This window comes from Streptomyces sp. NPDC030840 (assembly GCF_055572015.1).
The window spans coordinates 14,844-32,613 of the sequence record NZ_JBVIEE010000016.1; the positions used below are offsets into that span (position 1 = coordinate 14,844).

Consider the following 17,770-nt stretch of genomic DNA (forward strand, 5'->3'; position numbering starts at 1 on the left):
GCCGCCCGCGCCGGACCGAGTGCACTGTGTCGCCGTGGGCGGCGGTTTCCCGGGTGTGAGACTGGTGGGCCCGCATGTTCAGGAGTCGCGTATTCGCCGTAGCCGTCGGTCGATCGTCACCCTGTGTCGGGGCTCTGCGGCATGATGACCGGCGTGAACGCCGAGATACTGATAGACGTCTGGCAGCGGCTCCTCGCCGACCCTCGCAAGTCGTGGGTGCTGTTCGAGCACGGCACTTGTGTCGTGCTGACCGCTCCGGAAGGGGAGCTTGCTGAACAGGCCACCGGCCTCCTGAGGAAGTTTGGCCCGGCGCATGCCGGGTCTTCGGCAGGAGACTTCGGGGTGATCGACCTCAAGGACGTCGAGGGATGGGTCGTCACCGGCCATCACAACGACGTCCTTACCTATGTAGGCCCCGATGAGCCTCAGGATCAATCGCAGATTGCTGTCGGGCTGTTCGGACGTTCCAAGCGCCACCGGGACGGTACCGAGCTTCGCATCGTCCACGTCGAGGACAAACGAGACTGAGCGAATCCAGCCTAAGAGGTCGCGCAAATAGAGTGGTGAGGTATGGCCCTGGTGGTGGGGCGGGCACAGGCATTGATGATCATGCGGTGTCTACGCTTCGTGATCGCCAGAGGTATCCGTGCCTACGTTGGCATCATGGCTGACTACCCCCGCTGTGGGACCAATTCGCCGCGTTGATTCCCGTCCGTAGCCTGATCCGCAAAGCCTCGGCCCTCTACCGGTGGGACACCCGACCCACACGCCGCCCCTGATGACCACCCATGTGCGCGGCCTCTTGCTCGTTCAGCGGTTGTCGTAGGCCGTGCGAGCGGCGTCGATGTGTGGCAGGTGCGTGATGCTCCATTCGAGCAGTGGCGCGGTGGCCTCGCGCAGGCTCCGGCCCATCGCGGTCAGTTCGTAGCTGACGTGCGGCGGCATGACGTTGCGGACCGTGCGCGTCAGGATCCCGTCGCGTTCGAGGTCGCGCAGCGTCACGGTGAGCATGCGCTGGCTGATGCCGTCGATGGCCCGCTTGAGCTCGGTGAAGCGCAACGGCTCGTCCTTGAGCATGCGCACGATCAGCAGCGCCCACTTGTCCCCGACGATCCCGAGGACTTCACGGGCCTGGCACGGGTCCTGCACGGTTACCTCCTGAGAACCGGGGCACCGAAAAGTGCCGTATTGCCCGGGGAGCGTCGTGGGGATCACGATGTTCGCGGTTACCAAAGAGTACCGAGGCACGAGGAGGAACCACACGACCATGGCCACATTTCTGCTGGTACACGGCGCCTGGCACAACGGGCGAAGCTGGGACCGGGTGGTCCCGCTGCTGGAGGCGGCCGGGCACCGGGTGCTCGCGCCGTCGCTGACCGGCTACGGCGACAAGGCACACCTGCTGAGCCCCAAGATCGGGCTCGGCACCCATATCGACGACGTCGCCGGCCTGATCGAAGACGAGCACCTCGACGACGTCGTGCTCGTCGGGCACAGCTACGCCGGGATGGTCATCTCGGGAGTCGCCAACCGGGTCCCGAAGCGGATCGCGCATCTGGTGTTCCTCGACGCGATGGTCCCCGAAGACGGCGAGACCGCTGTCGACGTCCTCCCTGTCACCCAGCAGCTCATCGACCTCGCCGTGGACGGCTGGCGGGTTCCGCCGATGCCCGAGCAGCCGCCGCCGCTTGGCTTGTTCGGCGTCACGGATCCCGACGACCTAGCCTGGTTGCGCTCGATGCTGTCGGACCAGCCGGTCCGGTGCCTGCGGGAGCCAGTCCTGCTGGACGACCCGGCCGCGCGCACGATCCCGCGCACACACATCCACTGCCTCGAGGGCCAGCCGGCGGACATCACCCGGCGTCCCGTCCCGGCAGGCGAACGAGTACGCGAGCTGCCGACCGGCCACGACTGCATGATCACCATGCCCGTCGAGCTCACCGCGCTGCTGCTCGAGACGGTCTAGAGGCCGCACACATGGGTGATCATCAGGGGGTTGAATTCCTGAGGAGGGAGTTCGAACCCGGTGCTGCAGGGGCGTTGGAGGACCTCCACGGGAGCTTGGAGCGGGCCTTCCCCGTCAGTGGACCTTGGCCCCACGTCCGCGACACCCTTCATACGGCCTTGCGCGATGCCCTGTCCCGCCCCGGTGCGGAAGCGCCGGCGGCCCGCGACGAACTCCTCGATCCGATCGTCAGGTTCGCCGAGGCTCATCGCACGGCCACCGCCACGGACGACGACCGTAAGGAATGAGCGGGCAGCCCACCACGGGTTCACCTGGCGAGACGGCTGTCCTCGGCTCCCTCGTGGGTCCCGGCCGGCCATTCGTACGCAGGCCCACCAGGACCTGGACGGCGAGCAACAAGATCGGCACGGCTGCGGAAGGGTGAATGATCGGCAAGATCGTTGATCAGGCACTCCGACGGGATGCCGGACGGGCGGGCGTTGGCACGTCAAGGAGCGGTTCGTGCTGTGCGCCGATGGGGTGGTTTGGCCGGCTGTAGGCCGATCGTGTGCGCGGAGCCCCTAACACTGAACGGGGGTGGCGCAGGCCACAGGGGAAGGGGGGCGGCATGGCCGACGGCACGGTGCTGGTGGCGGTGGCGGAGCATCCGCAGGACGGGGGCGCCACCGCTGGGCAGTTGGCGCGCATCGCCGAGGGGATCCAGGCGCGCGGCTTACAGGTGCGGTGGGTGGTGAGCGTCCCGGACGCCGAGGCGGTGCTCAGGACGGAGGCCGGTCTGGCCGCCGCGGTGGTCGCATGGGATCTTCCTCCCGGAGCCGAGGACGGGCCGGGCGGCGCGACGGTGCTGCGCGGGATCGGGCGCCGGTTCCGCGATCTGCCGGTGTTCCTGGTCATGGCGGACGAGGGGCTGCGTGAGCTGCCGCTGTGGGTGTCGCAGTCGGTGGTGGGCTACGTGTGGCCGCTGGAGGACACGCCGGCGTTCATCGCGGGGCGGATCACCAGCGCCGCGCGCGCCTACCAGGACGCCCTGCTCCCGCCGTTCTTCAAGGCGCTGCGGCGCTTCGACGACGCGCACGAGTACTCATGGCACACTCCGGCGCACTCCGGCGGTGTCGCCTTCCTCAAGTCGCCCGTGGGCCGGGCGTTCCACGACTACTTCGGGGAGCGGCTGCTGCGCAGCGACCTGTCGATCTCGGTGGAGGAACTCGGCTCGCTGTTCGAGCACACCGGGCCGATCGGCGAGGCGGAGCGCAACGCCGCGCGGGTCTTCGGCTCCGCCCACACGTACTTCGTCCTGCACGGCGACTCCACCTGCAACCGTCTGGTGGGCCACTTCAGCGTGACCCGCGACGAGATCGCCCTGGTGGACCGCAACTGCCACAAGTCGGTCCTGCACGGCCTGGTCGTCTCCGGCGCCCGACCGGTGTACCTGGTCCCCACCCGCAACGGCTACGGCCTCGCCGGACCGCTGCCGCCGGCCGAGATCGCGGCGGACTCACTGGCGGCGCGGATCGCGCAGAGCCCCCTCACGCAGGACGCGGTTTCGTCGCGTGCGCAGTACGCGGTGTTCACCAACTCCACGTACGACGGACTGTGTTACGACGCGGTGGCGGCGGCCCGGGCCTTCGCGGCCGGCACGCCCCGGCTGCACTTCGACGAGGCCTGGTTCGCCTATGCCCGCTTCCATCCGCTCTACGCGGGGCGCTACGGCATGTCGGTGGACGAGGAGGCTTTTCCCGGCCCCGACCGGCCGACCATCTTCGCGACCCAGTCCACCCACAAGCTGCTGGCGGCGTTGTCGCAGGGCGCCATGGTGCACGTCCGGCCCGCGCCGCGGGCGCCGGTGGAGCACGACCGTTTCAACGAGGCGCTGATGATGCACGGCACGACGTCGCCGCTGTATCCGATGATCGCCTCGCTGGACGTGGCCACGGCGATGATGGACGGTCCGCAGGGGCAGTGGCTGGTCGACGAGGCGGTGACGGAGGCCGTCCGGTTCCGCCAGGAGATGGTGCGGATCGGGCGGCGGATCGAGGCCGCCGGGGACCGGCCGCCCTGGTTCTTCGGGGTGTGGCAGCCGGATGAGGTGACTGACCCCGAGAGCGGGGCGCGGCTGCCGTTCGACGAGGCTCCGGCGGACCTGCTGCGCACCGATCCGTCCTGCTGGCACCTCGCACCCGACGCGGACTGGCACGGCTTCCCCGCTCTGACCGACGGCTACTGCATGCTCGACCCGATCAAGGTCACCCTGACCTGCCCGGGGCTCGACGCGAGCGGTGTCATGTCCGACTGGGGCATCCCGGCGCGGGTTCTCACCGCCTATCTGACCACGCGCGGCATCGTCGTGGAGAAGACCGACAGCTACACCACGCTGGTGCTCTTCTCCATGGGCATCACCAAGGGCAAGTGGGGCACGCTGCTGGACGCCCTGATGGACTTCAAGGACCTCTACGACGGCGATGCCCCGCTGGACCGTGTGCTGCCCGCGCTCATCGCCGACCACCCTCGACGCTACGCGGGGCTGACGCTGCGAGCCCTGTGCCAGGAGATGCACGACCACCTGCGCGAGGCCCGCCTGGTCGAACTACTCGACACGGCCTTCCAGCAACTCCCGGAGCCGGTCGCCCCGCCCCAGCTGTGTTACCAGCGCCTGATCCGCGGCGGCACGGAACGAATCCGCCTGACGGACGCCCCAGGCCGCATCGCCGCGGCGATGGTCACGGTGACGCCGCCCGGCATCCCGGTCCTCATGCCGGGCGAGAGCGTCGGGGAGGAAGACGGCCCTCTCCTGCGCTACCTCAGTGCCCTGGAGTCCTTCGACCGCCGCTTCCCCGGCTTCGGCAGCGAGACACACGGGGTAACCCGTGCCCCCGACACCGGCGACTACCTGATCGAGTGCCTGCGTCCGGACGAGCTGGAGGGGCCCGCCGGTGCCATGACGCCGGCGCAACGGAGGGGAGCGGAGGGCGCCAGGTCGGTGGATTGAGTCCGAGGGGGCGCGGGTGGGGTGGCGGTGCGCCGGCTGGGGCAGAGGTGGTCGGCCAACGGGAAGGCGTTGGTGCGAGTTCGCGGAGTTCACCGACTGGTGATCAGGTCCGCTTGCGCACGAGCCTGCGGCCCCACGCCTGGCCCGGTGCTTCGACGTAGCGGTGGGTCAGCACGCACAGCGGCAACAGCACGGCGAGGAAGGCCGCTTCGAGCAGGGGAGTGTCCCGCTGCCACCGGCCGTTCCTGTGGTCGATCACCGCCAGCAGCACCGGATGCAGCAGGTAGACCGAGTAGCTGATCGTTCCCAGTCCGGTCAGCGTGCGCGGTATCCGGCGGTGGCGCGCGGCCAGTCCGGCGCCGAAGGTGATCACGGCCAGCAGGAAGGCCGTGATCCAGCCGCGCCGTGTGAAGTGGTCCCCGTCGCCGTACCGGTACGCGCTGCCCACGGCGAAGGTGACCACCACGACGGCCGTGCCCGCCGCGCACCGCCACGTGCTGCGACCGTGCTCGGCACGGTGGACGGCGGTGCCGAGGAACATCACGGCGAGGATCACCAGGCCCTCCCACAGGGGGACCGTGCCGTTGAGAGAGACCAGGACGAGCGCCAGAGCCCCGCCCAACACGCCCCCGAGCACCCGGAGTGCGGGTGATCCGGCGCTCGCACAGCAGATGGCGACCACCATGGCGGCCGAGGCGAGCGCGACCAGTGGGCCGGTGCCGGTGACGCCCGAGAGGGCGGAGGCCGGCAGTACGACCCCTGCCGTCACGCTCACGGCGGCCGTCCCGGCGAGGCTGACGGCGACCACCGCCGACCGCTGGTGGAGGCGGACCGTGAAGAGCGCGACCACCATCAGGTAGAAGGCCATCTCGTACGACAGCGTCCAGAGGATGAGCAGGAGGCTGGACGTCCCCAGCAACTCCTGGAGCATGGTGATGTGGGCGGCCACCACCGTGGCGGCGCTCTGGCCCCCGACGTCACGCATCTCCGCCACGCCCCACAGATCGAGGACGAGAACGAGGGTGACGGCGGCGGCCCACAGCGGGTAGATGCGGAAGATCCGTCCGATCCAGAACGTCCGCACGCAGCCCCGGCGTTCCAGGGACGCGGGGATGATGTAGCCGCTCACCAGGAAGAACACCATGATCCCGTAGCGGCTGGTGTTGAACTCCGGCATGAGCTCCCGGCGGAACTCCGGCATGAAGGTGTACGACGAGTGGTCGAACACGACGACGAGTGCGGCGATACCGCGCAAGGCGTCCAGCCAGCCCAACCGTGGTGGACCGACCGAGGTGAGCGCGTTAGGTAATTCAATGAGTGCGGAGAGTGGTCGACTCGGGGGTGGCGGAACGAAGGGTGGGGGTTCCATCAAGTAGGCCTGGTCTCTGTGGTGGGACGTTTGTCGGGCGGGTCTTCCCCGTCCCCGGCGGCTAGTCTTCCGGCGTGGTGGGCTTCACCGGAACGCAGGGCTTCACCTGGCTCTTGGTGTAGTAGGTGACGACCGCGTACGGCTTGGTGCTGCCCCTGGTGTTCTCGAAGACCAGCACATTGCCCCGGTGCAGCCTGACCTTCCGCAGGACTTGCCAGCTAAAAACAGCTACACGTTCGACGGGTTCCCCCTGCGAATTGACCGCCCAGATCTCTCTGGGTTTGCTGCGCTCGCAGACATAGCCGGGAGCAAGCACGTCCACGGTCACCTTGATGCCCCACGGGCGCAGTCGCCTTCCGAGTTCATACTGGGCATCTGTGTCGATGCTCTGATCCTTGACGGTGAGCCAGACACTGCCGTCGCCCTGGCCCTCCACCGCGTACGCCGACGACTCAGCCGGCGAACCGGGCACGACCACCGGGGCGAGCCCGGCTACCGCACAGACCGCCGCGACGACGGCGATCCGGCGCGGAGTGAACAGACGGCGCACGAATGCGCTCGCCTTGCCCCCACGCGTTCCGACCTCAACCGCCCCGGTCTCCCGCCGCTCGATCTCCCTCGTCAGCTCACCCAGCAGCCGGTCCTCGAACGTCGACCCCTTGCTCATGCCTCTCCCCTCGCGACGTACACCAGCGACGCGTCCGGCGTCTCCGTGGCCTTGGAACTCGTCTCCTCCCGCAGCGCCTTGCGTGCCCGGTGCAGCCGGACCCGGGCGGTGACCTGGCGGATGCCCAGCGCGGCCGCGGCCTCGGTGACCGTGAGCTGGTCGACCGCTATCAGCTCCATGACGGCGCGCTCGCCCTCGGGGAGTTTCGCCAGGGCGGCCAGGGCACGCCGGCCCGGGCTCTCGGCGTCGAGCTTGTCCTCGATGCGGACGATGTCATCGGCCTCCAGCAACCGCCGCCCGGAGAAACGCCGATCGCGTTCCGTCTCCCGGGCGACCCGGCGGCGCTCCGACGACACGACGTTGCGCGCGATGCCGTACAGCCAGGCCGTCTCGCTGCCGAGGCCCGGCCGGTAGGAGTGGGCGGAGTCCAGGACGGCGAGGAAGATCTCGGCCGTCAGGTCGGCCGCCGTGTGCGGGTCGTCGACGCGCCGGGCCACGAAACGCATCACCGCGTCCACATGGCGCCGGTAGAACTCCTCGAAGAGCCGCGGGTCACGTACCGCCTCGGCGGGGCCGCACCGTAACCGTTCCGCGCCATCCACAGGCGTCTCCTTCCGTCAGAGCCCTCAGTGGCACTTCACTCGTTCTTGGTACGAGGCGCGAAAGGCGTTACAGAGGTGGCTCGTGAGGCCGGGATCGTCGCCGAATACAGCTATTGGCAGATCTGGGCCACATCCGACGGCCGTGACCAGGTCGTCACGGCGTCTCGTGTGGCCCAGATCTGCCAATCCGGCCGTTGGGGGAGCGCTTGGTGAAGTTGTCGGGGTGCGACTCAGGGAGTCGCGCCGCCCGGGCCGAACGCCGTCATGAAGCGGTCGCGGAACTTGTCCATGCGCCATTCGGGGGCGTCGTCGGCGGGCTTGAGGCCGTCCGTCCAGCCCCAGTCGGAGATCTTGTCCAGCACCTTCGGGTCCTGGGCGACGATCGAGATCGGCACGCCGTAGTTCGGCTTCTCGCCGGTGACCGTCTTGTTGGGCTGGTGATCGCCGAGGAAGACCAGGACGGTGTCCTTCGAACCGTACTTGGTCACGTAGTCGACGAGGCTGGTCACCGAGTACTGGATGGACTTGCGGTACTCGTCGCGCACCTTCGAGGCGTCCTTCCAGACCTCCTCCGGGTTCTTGCCCTCCCTCTTCTGGAGGTCGTAGTACACCGAGCCGTCGCCGACCTGGTCCTCCGGGATCGTGCTCGGGATCGGCGCCCACGGGTTGTGGCTGGAGGTCAGAATGATCTCCGCCATCATCGGCTTACGGTCCTTCTTGCCGTGCTCCAGCTTCTCGAAGGCCTGCAGGGTGTACTGGTCGGGCATGGTGGACCAGCTGAACTTCGGGCCCTTGTAGCCAAGTTCGTCCGAGTCGTAGATGTGGTTCAGGCCGAAGTACTTTCCTTCCGGCCAGGCCTTCTGGGTGCCCGGCACGATGCCGACCGTGCGCCAGGCCCCGGTGCGGCGGAAGGCCTCGGTGAGAGTGAGGCGGTCGCTCGCGACGAGGTTGTTGTACCGCGACTGGTTCTTGATCCACAGACCGGACAGGAACGTGGAGTGGCCCAGCCAGCTGCCCGCGCCCGTGATGGGGGAGCGCAGCCAGCCGCTGCGGGAGGCGTACCCGGCGTCCTTCAGCTGCTGCGTCTTCTCCTCCAGCGTCTTCCCCAGCGGCACACCCATCTGCGGGTCGTCGATCGCGGAGCGGCCGTAGCTCTCGATGAAGGTGATCAGGACGTCCTTGCCGCGCAGGCCGGTCAGCAGCTGGTCCGGCGGGACGTCGGCGAAGGCGTCGACGGCCGCCTGCCTCTCGAACGCCTTCCCGTCCTTCAGGCCCGTGCGCACCGCCTCGAAGCGGTTCTCGACGAGCGTGGCCGCGCTGTGCGAGGCGACCGGCACGCCGGAGAACTCCAGGGTCAGCGTGGAGCAGGTGATCCAGGCCGTGCCGAGGATCAGCAGCGTACGGCCCGTGGTGTGGCGGTTGCGCACCATGACGCGGGTCAGCCGGAGCACCGACAGCACCAGGAGGACGACGAGGGCGCCCAGGAGCACGAACAGCCCGATCGTCGCCGCCAGCGCGCCGCCCTCACCGAACGAGTCCTTCACGAACGACTGGGCGTCGTCGAGCAGGATCCAGTCCAGCACCAGGTCGAAGGGGCGGTCGAGGGTCCAGTAGAAGCCCATGTCGAGGGCTTTCAGGATGACCAGCAGCCCGAGCACCACGCCCACGACGACCGCCATCAGCTTCCGTGTCCTCGGCGGCAGGAGGAGCAACAGCGCGGCGCCGAGGATCCCTTCCGCCGGGATGCGCAGGAACCTCTCCGGTTCGAGCTTGGAGACGTCGTTCGGCAGGAGCAGCACGGCGACCACGAGCACGAGCGCGAGCCCGGTGACGGTCCAGGACAGCGCCCGCGCCATCCCGGGGCGCCGTGCGCGCCAACCGCGGGCGACGGGGGCGTGGTTGTCGGAGGTGTCCGGGGTGGACGGTTCGGGGGTGGGTGGCTCAGGGGACGCGGCGTGCGCGGCATCGGGGGCGTCCGCGGCATCCGGGGTGTCCGGGGTGGACGACTTCGCGGGTTCGTCGTCGGACGCGTCCGGCTCGGACGGCCGCGCCGCCTCCGCTCCGTGTGCCGCGGGCTCGTCGGCCGCCTCGTCGGGGCGCCCGGTCGGCTCCGGCGCCGAGGCGGTCCGCGCGTCGGCCTCCTCGGAGGTACACCCGTCCGCCTCGACCGGGCCACCGGCCCCGGTAACGCCGGGGGCGTCCCCGTCCGTCTCGCCCCGGGTACGCGCGCCGTCCTCGTCGGCGGGCTCGCTGGAGCCGCCCTCGCTGGACGCACTGTTCTCCGGCTCACTCGGGGCGGCGCTGTCCGCGTCGGGTGATCGCTCCTGCGCGGTGGCCTCTTCGTGGTCCGTTGCCGGAAGCTGCGAAGTGCGTGTGTGCGACAAACCCGGAGGTCCTTCCATGGAAACCGTGCGGTGGTACTACGGACCGGGCCCGAAGGCGGGGACCGCCACTCACGGTACGGGGCGACGACTCCTTCCGTTCACCGGGTTGCCATTCCTTTGTACGGGCGGGTGTTCGGGCACGTGTAGGGCAGGTGTACGTCGAGGACGGGAGCCACCTCACCGCCGGTCGGACTGCGGTTCCTCACCGCCGCGGCGCCCCCGTACTCGCCCGCTCCACCAGTCGCGTCGACAACTCCGTTCGCATGCCCTCCAGTTGCTCGCCGGCCATCAGCCGCACGAGTAGACGCAGCGCCGTCGCCGCCATCTCCGACAGGGCCGGCGGACCGTGGTGAGGCCGGGGGAGGCCCAGCGGGCCTCCGGCAGGTCGTCGACTACGGCTCCACCAGCGGCGGCTACGACCAGCTGGGCTTCGGCACCCTGACGTACGCCAAATAGCCGCCCGGTGGCGGCGCCCGCCCGGAATATCCGGAGGTGGTGCGATGCTCTGACGTCAACGACGGTTCGCGAGTGCGAGGAGCTGGCGGGCGCATGACGGCTGGGACCACGGGGACCACAGGCACCACAGGGGCGGCAGACCGGCCGGGGCCTGTGGTCCGTACCCCTTACGGCAGCGTGCGCGGCCGGTACGAACGCGGGATCGCGGTCTACCGGGGCATCCCGTACGCCGCGCCGCCCGTCGGCCCCCGCCGGTTCCGGCCGCCCGTGCCGCCCGAGCCCTGGGACGGCGTGCGCGACGCGGGCACCTTCGGGCCGACGCCGCCGAAGCCGCCGTACTCGGAGGTGTTCGCCCGGCTCCTGTCCGACCCGGTCGTGCCGGGCGACGACTTCCTCAACCTCAACGTGTGGACGCCGGAGCCGGGCCGAGGGGCCCGCCTCCCGGTGCTCGTGTGGATCCACGGCGGCGCCCTCACCCGCGGCTCGTCCGCCGTCCCCGTCTACGACGGACACGCCTTCGCCCGGGACGGTGTCGTGCTCGTCTCGATCAACTACCGGCTGGGTGTCGAGGGTTACGGCCTGTTCCCCGACGCCCCGGCCAACCCGGGCCTGCGCGACCAGCTCGCCGCGCTGGAGTGGGTGCAAGGCGCCATCGCGGAGTTCGGCGGCGACCCGGACCGCGTGACCGTCGCCGGCCAGTCCGCGGGAGCCATCAGCGTCGGCGCGCTGATCGCCGGTCCCCGCGCCCGGGGGCTGTTCCGGCGGGCCGTCCTGCAGAGCGGGCCGCCGGAGGCCACCGACCGCGACAAGGTGCGGCGCATGGTCCGCCGGATGGCGGCCCGGCTGAAGGTCCCCGCGACGGCCACCGCCTTCGCCGAGGTGGACCGGGCCGCCCTCGCCGCGGCCCAGGCCGAGGCCGGCCGGCTCAGCGGCCCTGTTCTCGGCGGCCCCGCCTTCGGCATCGTCGTCGACGGCGACATCGTGCCCCGCGACCCCCTCCAGGCCCTCCTCGACGACAACGGCGGCGGCCCGGGGCACGACGTCGAGCTCCTCATGGGCTGGACCAGCGAGGAGTACCGCCTGTGGCTGGTCCCCGGCGGGCTCCACGATCGTGTCGACCGGCTCGGCGCGGTCGCCCTGGCCGGAGCCCGCGCCCGCTGCCACTGCGGCCCCGAGGTCTCCCGCGGCTACCGCGAACTCCACCCCGACGCCGGTACCGCCGAGCTCGCCGGGCAGATGGTCACCGACCACCTGCTGCGGGTGCCGCTGCACCGGCTCGCGGACGCGCACGTGGGCCGCGCCCATGCCCCGTCGTACGTCTACGAGTTCGCCTGGCCCTCGAACGTGCCCGGCCTCGGCGCCTGCCACGCCCTGGAGCTGGGCTTCGTCTTCGACACCGGCGACGTGCCCGCGTCGGTCAAGCTCGCGGGCGAGGGCGCTCCGCGGGAGCTCTCCGAGGCGATGCACGGGGCGTGGGTGCGGTTCGCGGCGGACGGGGATCCGGGGTGGCAGGCGTGGGACGCGTCGCATCCGGTGCGGGTGTTCGACGGACCCGACGGCTCGGGTCCGGAGGTCGTGCACGGGCCGTACGACCGCGAACTCGCCCTGTGGCGGGCTGACTTGGCGCGGTCGCCGAGGGTCGCTTCCCTCCGGTCCGGCGATCCGTCGCCGGCCCCGGCGCTGCGTGGTACGGCAGCGCGGTCGGCCGTCCGGCGCTTTCGCCGACGGTGACGCTGGGGAGGAGGGGGAGTTGTTTCGCCCCCGCCGCCCCTACCCGTCCCATCCCTGGGGGCTGCGCCCCCAGACCCCCGCGTATCGGCCTTCGGCCTCGTCCTCAAACGCCGGACGGGCTGATTATTCAGGGGCGGCGGGGGCGACATCACGCCCTTACGCCCCGCGCAGGGCCCCCGCGATCCCTGCGATCGCCCCCGGCCCCACCCGGCAGCACCCACCGATCAGCCGCGCCCCCGCCCGCGACCAGCCGGTCACCTGCTCGGGCGCGAACGTGGAACGGCCGGCCCACGCACGGGCCCCGGCGTCCCAGGCCTCCCCGCTGTTCGGGTACACCACGACCGGCTTACCCGTCACCCGCGCGGCCGTGGCCACGGCGCCGTCAGCGTCCTCGGGGGCACAGCAGTTCACGCCGACCGCGACGATCTCGTCCACGTCGGCAGCGAGAGCGAACGCCTCCTCCAGCGGCTGACCGGCACGGGTGCGGTCCCCGGCGACCGTGTACGACAGCCACGCGGGCACGCCCAGCCCGCGGACCGCCCGGAGCAGCGCCTCGGCCTCCTCGGCGTCGGGGACGGTCTCCACGGCGAGGACGTCAGGACCGGCCGCGGCGAGGGCCTCCAGGCGCGGGCGGTGGAAAGCCTCCAGCTCGGAGACGGTGAGCCCGTAGCGGCCCCGGTACTCCGAGCCGTCCGCGAGCATCGCCCCGTACGGCCCGACGGACGCGGCCACCCAGAGGGGGCGCGAGGTGTCCTTGACCCGCCGGGTCGCCTCGCGTGCCAGCTCCACGCTCAGACCGAGGAGTTCGGCCACCCGCTCACGGGAGATCCCGCGCTTCGCGAAACCCTCGAACGTCGCCTGGTAGCTGGAGGTGATCGCCACGTCCGCGCCCGCCTCGTAGTAGGCGAGGTGGGCCTCCGTGATCGCCTCGGGGCACTCGGCGAGGAGCCGGGCCGACCACAGCTCGTCGCTGAGGTCGTGGCCCGCGGACTCTAGCTGGTTGGACATGCCGCCGTCGAGGACGAGCGGACCGCCGGAGGCGAGGGCGTCGACGAGGGTGGCGCGGGTGGTGTCGCCGGTCATGCCAATGACGCTAGTCGAAGAAGGGCACGGCACCGGACTGTGTCCACGTGGCGAACAGAATGACCGTCATGTGGGACGCCGGAATGCGATCCGGCCACTCCCGAAGGGCGGTCAGTCCAGCAACGCCCTCGTGAACGTCTCGCGCCGGTCCGCCAGCCAGTCCCGTATGCGGTCCCAGCGCTCCCAGCCACCGCGCTCGGCCACCGCCCGGGCGAAGACGGGGTCACCGTCGGCCACGCGGCCGGCCACGAAGGCCCGGCACGTGTCGGCGGCCTGTTCGACGACGCCGGGAAGTTCCGCGCGCTCCTGCCGCGAAAGGCCGTAGCCGTCGGCGAGGATCCGCAGCCGTGACGGTGCGTCCAGCCCGCCGGGGTACGCGAAGGCCGCCGACGCGGGGTCGACCAGGGGGACCCAGTAGCGGGCGGTCACGGCGACGTCCCACACGGGGCGGCCCGGAGCGGCTAGATCGAAATCGATCAGGGCGGCGGCACGGCCGTCGCGGAAGACGACGTTCTCCGGGCAGACGTCGTTGTGGCACAGCACCGTTCCGCCCTCCGGGTCGGCCATGTCCCGGGGCCAGTCGGTGTCCGTGTCGGTCGTGACGGAGGCGCCCGCGTCGTGCAGGCGCCGCAGCAGCTTCCCCACCGATTCCAGGGCGGTGGCGGTCAGCGCCCAGCGGGGGAAGGGCGGCAGCGCCACGTCCCCGGGGATGAAGGTCAGGTGCTCACGGCCGTCGGCGGTGAGGCGGACCGGGACGGGAGCCGCGTCGAACCCGTGCTGTCTGAGCGCGCGGAGATGCGCGTGCAGGGCTGGCGCGTGGGGCGGCGCCGGCCGGTCCACCCACGAACCCCGGCGGAAGACCGCGCCCGCGTTCAGCTTTCCGCCGACCAGCGTTTCGCCGTCCGCCGGCCCGCTGTCCGCCGCCGCGCTCTCCGCTTCCCCGCCCTCCGCCGTCATTCCGGTCACGTTACCGCCAGGTCCGCCCCACGGGGGCCGGGCCCTCGGCTCGGCATCCCAGGCGCCGGCCGGCCGGTGACGACCCCCGTCCACCCACCGGCCGGCCGACGCGGTCCAGTCACCCGTGTGCGGCGTGCCGTCCTCCGCCGCGCCGCCCGCCGCGTCCGCGCGCACGCCGTGCCACCGGCGCCGCCAGCCCGCTGATCAGCCCGACGGCCAGCGCGTACGGCCACCAGCCGAGCCCGTCGTCGTCGGCGCTCGCGTTGCGGGTGGTGTCCTTCGCCGCGTCGGGGGAGGCCGCGTCGAGGCGGGCGCTTCCGCCGGCACGGGCGGTGGTGGCGGAGGTCAGCACGACGTCGTTGCCGTCGCCCCCGCGGTAGCTGATCCGGTACGTGGTGCCGGCGAGCTTCACCCCGGCGCCCTCGCGCAGACCGGTGAACGTGCCCGTGGTGCGGGCCCCGCCCTTGTGGTCGATGACGGTGATCTTCCGCGCGGGCTCGTCGCCGACGCCCGAGACGTCGAGTCCCCCCGCCAGCGCGACCTTGCCCGACACCTTCAACGGCTTGGTGCGCAGGGCGAGTTCACCCTTGGCGCTCTGCGTGTAGTCACCCGTCACGGTGAGCCCGCCAGCGACCTCGCCCTGGTTCGTCACCGAGCCCTTCACCGTGCCCTTGCCGGACAGCGAGGTTGTCACCTTCAGTGCCGTAGTGCCGACGTCGAGCTTCGCCCCGCTCGTGGTGAGGCGGATGGCCCTGCTCCGGGCGAGCGTCGCCCCGGACCGCAGCGCCAGCGTTCCCTTCCTGACCGTCGTCGTTCCCGTGTACGTCACGGCGCCGCCCGTCAGGGTCGTCGTCGCGGCCCCGGCCTGGGTGAGCGATCCGCTGCCGCTGATGCGGGACAGGGACAGTGCCTTGCTTCGGTTGTTCAGCACGAGCGACCCGTTGTTGACGACCTTGTAGAGGTCGCCCTTGGTGTACAGCCCGCCGTCGCCGCCGCGTTTGCCGGACCCCAGCCGGAGCACGGCGCCCTTCTCGACCGTCGTCGAGCCGTTGTAGTACTGGACGGCGGCGAAGGTGACGTCGTTGCCCCTGGTGCCCTTGATGACGATGTCCCCGGCGCCGGGCGCGGACAGCGTGTCGTGGAACCTGCCGCCGCCGATGGGGGCGCCCAGCGTCACCGGGCCGTTGTAGTCGAACGTCAGCAGTGAACGGGACCGGGCCGCCAGGAGGTTGATGTAGACCGTCTCGGCGGTCCCCGGCATGAAGATCCGGTTCGTCGTCCCGTCGCCCCACTGGACGTTGGCGCCCTTGATGTTGGTGCCGCGCTTGTTGACGTTCTTGCGCGCGGGCGTCCAGTTCAGGGCCGGATCGCTGAGCGAGGGGTTGGTGTCGCCGCCCTGGTTCGACCAGCTGTACTGGCCCGTGAGGATCACCTTGCTGCCCGGCCGTGACTGGACGTTGATGTCGCTGCCGTACTCGCGCTGGTAGAAGTCCATGCCCATGGTGACGGTCTGGCCCAGCGGGGTGTCCACGGTCCAGGTGCCCTGGTTGAGGACCTTGCGGACGTTCGGCAGCGAGGTCGCGAACTCGGGAGCTCCGGCGTTCACCTGCGTGCCGTTGTCGATCACCCCGGAGAAGGGGTGGGTGCCCGACAGGGCCCAGCTGCCCCAGAGGAACCTCGGCTGGGTCACCAGCCCGGAGCCGCTGATGGTGCCCAGGTTGTAGGCGCTCGTCAGGGAGAGCCGCAGGGTGCCGTCGACCCGGATGTTGTCCTGGTTGAGCCGGAACGCCGGGGTGTTGTACGGGAAGTGGCCGATCAGCCCGGTGGTGCCGCCGTTGCCGTACTGGAGGGTGGCGCCCTTCGCGACGGTCACGGAGGGCGGGTCCGGGTTGGTCACGGTGACGTACGGGTGGTTCCCGCCCTGCGTCCTCACCGTCTGCCGCTGCCGGGACCTCGGCAGCGTGAAGTCGCTGTCCTTCGTGAGGATCAGCGTGCCGGTGCCGCGCACGGTGAGGGTTCCGGTGCCGCTGAACACGCCGTCGTACGTGGTCGTTCCGGGCGGCACGGTCACCACCGTGTCGCCGTCGAGCGTCACGTTCCGGTCCGCCAGTACGTCGGCGGTCACGTCACGTGGCCCGGCGGCGGACGCGGTCGGGGCGCCGAGGAGGACGGCGACCACCGCGAGGGCTCCGGCGGATGCCGCTGTCTTGTGGGGGAGGCTGCTGTGCACGTGGAGGAGACGGGCCGGGGCCGGGGCCGATAACAGAAATTTCAGGGTCACCTTCCGCATCGCGGGCCTCGCCGGTCCCTCGCCGCGTGTTCGTCGCGTCCGACCCGTTGACCTTGCCGTAACACGCCCTTACCTTTTCGGCGTTCGGAATGACAGAAGTTGTGCGGTATGCCGAACATTTCTGTTCTCTTTTGTGTCTCCTGTGTCACCCCCCCACTCCGAGAGGCAGTGCACATGAGCCGACGACTGCTGCTGAAGGGCGCCCTGGCCGCCGGCGCCCTCACCGCGATACCGGGCGTGGCGCAGGCCGCGAGTTCCCCGGCGAGCGCGGGCGCGGCCGCCCCGTACGTCAACCCGCTGGTCCGCAACCGCGCCGACCCCCACATCCACCGCCACACCGACCGCCGTTACTACTTCACGGCCACGTCCCCCGAGTACGACCGGATCATCCTGCGCAGATCCCGCACCCTGCGCGGCATCGCGACCGCCGACGAGGCCGTCATCTGGCGCAAGCACGCGACCGGCGTCATGGGCGCGCACATCTGGGCGCCGGAGATCCACCACATCGACGGCAAGTGGTACATCTACTTCGCCTCCGCGCCCGCCGAGGACATCTGGGCGATCCGCATCTGGGTCCTGGAGAACTCCCACCCCGACCCCTTCAAGGGCACCTGGGTCGAGCGAGGCCAGCTCAAGACCGCCTGGGAGACCTTCTCCCTGGACGCCACCACCTTCACCCACCGTGGCACCCTCCCCCACTCTCGGCTTCGCTCGAGCGGGGGGACCCCCACCCTCGCCTGGGCCCAGCACGAGCCCGGCATGGACAACAACACGGCGGTGTGGCTGTCGAAGATGGCCGACCCGCTGACCCTGACCGGTCCTCACGTGCGGCTCAGCACACCGGAGTACGCCTGGGAGACCATCGGCTTCAAGGTCCACGAAGGGCCGTCGGTCATCAAGCGGGGCGACCGCCTGTTCATGTCGTACTCGGCCAGCGCGACCGACTTCAACTACTGCCTCGGCCTGCTCACCGTCGACGCCGACGCCGACCTCATGAACCCCGCGAACTGGTCGAAGTCCCCGACCCCGGTCTTCACCAGCAACGACACCACCAAGCAGTACGGCCCGGGCCACAGCTGCTTCACGGTCGCCGAGGACGGCCGCACCGACGTCCTCGTCTACCACGCCCGTCAGTACAAGGAGATCGTCGGGGACCCGCTGAGCGACCCCAACCGCCACACCCGCATCCAGCGGCTCGGCTGGAAGGCCGACGGCACACCGGACTTCGGCATCCCGGTCGCCGACACCCTCACCCACGGCTCCCGGGGAGCGTGATCCA

At 70.7% G+C, this 17,770-nt stretch carries 14 protein-coding genes and 1 pseudogene; 6 read left to right on the plus strand and 9 right to left on the minus strand.

Annotation, left to right across the window (positions count from 1 at the left end):
* Nucleotides 1-141 precede the first annotated feature (141 nt).
* A complete protein-coding gene (locus tag ACZ49J_RS29495; protein WP_467453483.1) occupies nt 142-528 on the plus strand; it encodes a hypothetical protein in 387 nt (128 codons plus the stop codon).
* A gap of 282 nt (nt 529-810) precedes the next feature.
* On the opposite strand, the gene ACZ49J_RS29500 is transcribed toward ACZ49J_RS29495, so the two are convergent.
* Nucleotides 811-1,149: a winged helix-turn-helix transcriptional regulator gene (locus ACZ49J_RS29500; protein ID WP_450287275.1), complete on the minus strand. Its 339-nt coding sequence runs from the start codon at nt 1,147-1,149 to the stop codon at nt 811-813.
* Nucleotides 1,150-1,267: 118 nt separating this feature from the next.
* Here ACZ49J_RS29500 and ACZ49J_RS29505 point away from each other — a divergent pair, with 118 nt between their 5' ends.
* The 3 genes from ACZ49J_RS29505 to ACZ49J_RS29515 all read left to right on the plus strand — a co-directional run bounded on the left by ACZ49J_RS29505 (nt 1,268) and on the right by ACZ49J_RS29515 (nt 4,952).
* Nucleotides 1,268-1,966 carry an alpha/beta fold hydrolase gene (locus tag ACZ49J_RS29505; RefSeq protein WP_467453456.1) on the plus strand — a complete coding sequence of 233 codons (699 nt, stop codon included), beginning with the start codon at nt 1,268-1,270 and terminating at the stop codon, nt 1,964-1,966.
* 158 nt (nt 1,967-2,124) lie between these two features.
* Nucleotides 2,125-2,253: a hypothetical protein gene (locus ACZ49J_RS29510; RefSeq protein WP_467453455.1), complete on the plus strand. Its 129-nt coding sequence runs from the start codon at nt 2,125-2,127 to the stop codon at nt 2,251-2,253.
* Between the two features lie 320 nt (nt 2,254-2,573).
* Complete coding sequence (locus tag ACZ49J_RS29515) at nt 2,574-4,952, plus strand: Orn/Lys/Arg family decarboxylase (RefSeq protein ID WP_467453453.1); 2,379 nt, start codon at nt 2,574-2,576, stop codon at nt 4,950-4,952.
* A gap of 103 nt (nt 4,953-5,055) precedes the next feature.
* On the opposite strand, the gene ACZ49J_RS29520 is transcribed toward ACZ49J_RS29515, so the two are convergent.
* The 5 genes and pseudogenes from ACZ49J_RS29520 to ACZ49J_RS29540 all read right to left on the minus strand — a co-directional run.
* Nucleotides 5,056-6,225 (minus strand): acyltransferase family protein, encoded by a 1,170-nt coding sequence (locus ACZ49J_RS29520; protein ID WP_467453452.1) that lies wholly within the window; start codon nt 6,223-6,225, stop codon nt 5,056-5,058.
* Nucleotides 6,226-6,382: 157 nt separating this feature from the next.
* Nucleotides 6,383-6,988, minus strand: a complete 606-nt coding sequence (locus ACZ49J_RS29525; RefSeq protein WP_467453451.1) for a hypothetical protein — start codon at nt 6,986-6,988, stop codon at nt 6,383-6,385.
* On the minus strand, nt 6,985-7,590 hold the full coding sequence (locus tag ACZ49J_RS29530) for an RNA polymerase sigma factor (RefSeq protein ID WP_467453450.1): 606 nt from the start codon (nt 7,588-7,590) through the stop codon (nt 6,985-6,987). Before ACZ49J_RS29530 ends, ACZ49J_RS29525 begins: the two co-directional genes overlap by 4 nt.
* Nucleotides 7,591-7,820: 230 nt before the next feature.
* Nucleotides 7,821-9,446 carry an alkaline phosphatase family protein gene (locus ACZ49J_RS29535; protein WP_467453482.1) on the minus strand — a complete coding sequence of 542 codons (1,626 nt, stop codon included), beginning with the start codon at nt 9,444-9,446 and terminating at the stop codon, nt 7,821-7,823.
* Between the two features lie 730 nt (nt 9,447-10,176).
* A pseudogene (locus tag ACZ49J_RS29540) lies at nt 10,177-10,364 on the minus strand (substrate-binding domain-containing protein); the annotation flags it as partial.
* 159 nt (nt 10,365-10,523) lie between these two features.
* Here ACZ49J_RS29540 and ACZ49J_RS29545 point away from each other — a divergent pair.
* Nucleotides 10,524-12,161 (plus strand): carboxylesterase/lipase family protein, encoded by a 1,638-nt coding sequence (locus tag ACZ49J_RS29545; protein ID WP_467453449.1) that lies wholly within the window; start codon nt 10,524-10,526, stop codon nt 12,159-12,161.
* Nucleotides 12,162-12,317: 156 nt separating this feature from the next.
* Here ACZ49J_RS29545 and mmuM read toward each other — a convergent pair whose 3' ends face one another.
* The 3 genes from mmuM to ACZ49J_RS29560 form a co-directional block, all read right to left on the minus strand.
* A complete protein-coding gene (gene mmuM, locus ACZ49J_RS29550; protein ID WP_467453447.1) occupies nt 12,318-13,244 on the minus strand; it encodes a homocysteine S-methyltransferase in 927 nt (308 codons plus the stop codon).
* Nucleotides 13,245-13,355: 111 nt separating this feature from the next.
* Nucleotides 13,356-14,201 carry a phosphotransferase gene (locus ACZ49J_RS29555; RefSeq protein ID WP_467453446.1) on the minus strand — a complete coding sequence of 282 codons (846 nt, stop codon included), beginning with the start codon at nt 14,199-14,201 and terminating at the stop codon, nt 13,356-13,358.
* A 118-nt stretch (nt 14,202-14,319) separates the two neighbouring features.
* A complete protein-coding gene (locus ACZ49J_RS29560) occupies nt 14,320-16,431 on the minus strand; it encodes an autotransporter (RefSeq protein ID WP_467453445.1) in 2,112 nt (703 codons plus the stop codon).
* Between the two features lie 234 nt (nt 16,432-16,665).
* On the opposite strand from ACZ49J_RS29560, the gene ACZ49J_RS29565 reads away from it, so the two are divergent.
* On the plus strand, nt 16,666-17,766 hold the full coding sequence (locus ACZ49J_RS29565; protein ID WP_467453444.1) for a glycoside hydrolase family 43 protein: 1,101 nt from the start codon (nt 16,666-16,668) through the stop codon (nt 17,764-17,766).
* Nucleotides 17,767-17,770 lie beyond the last annotated feature (4 nt).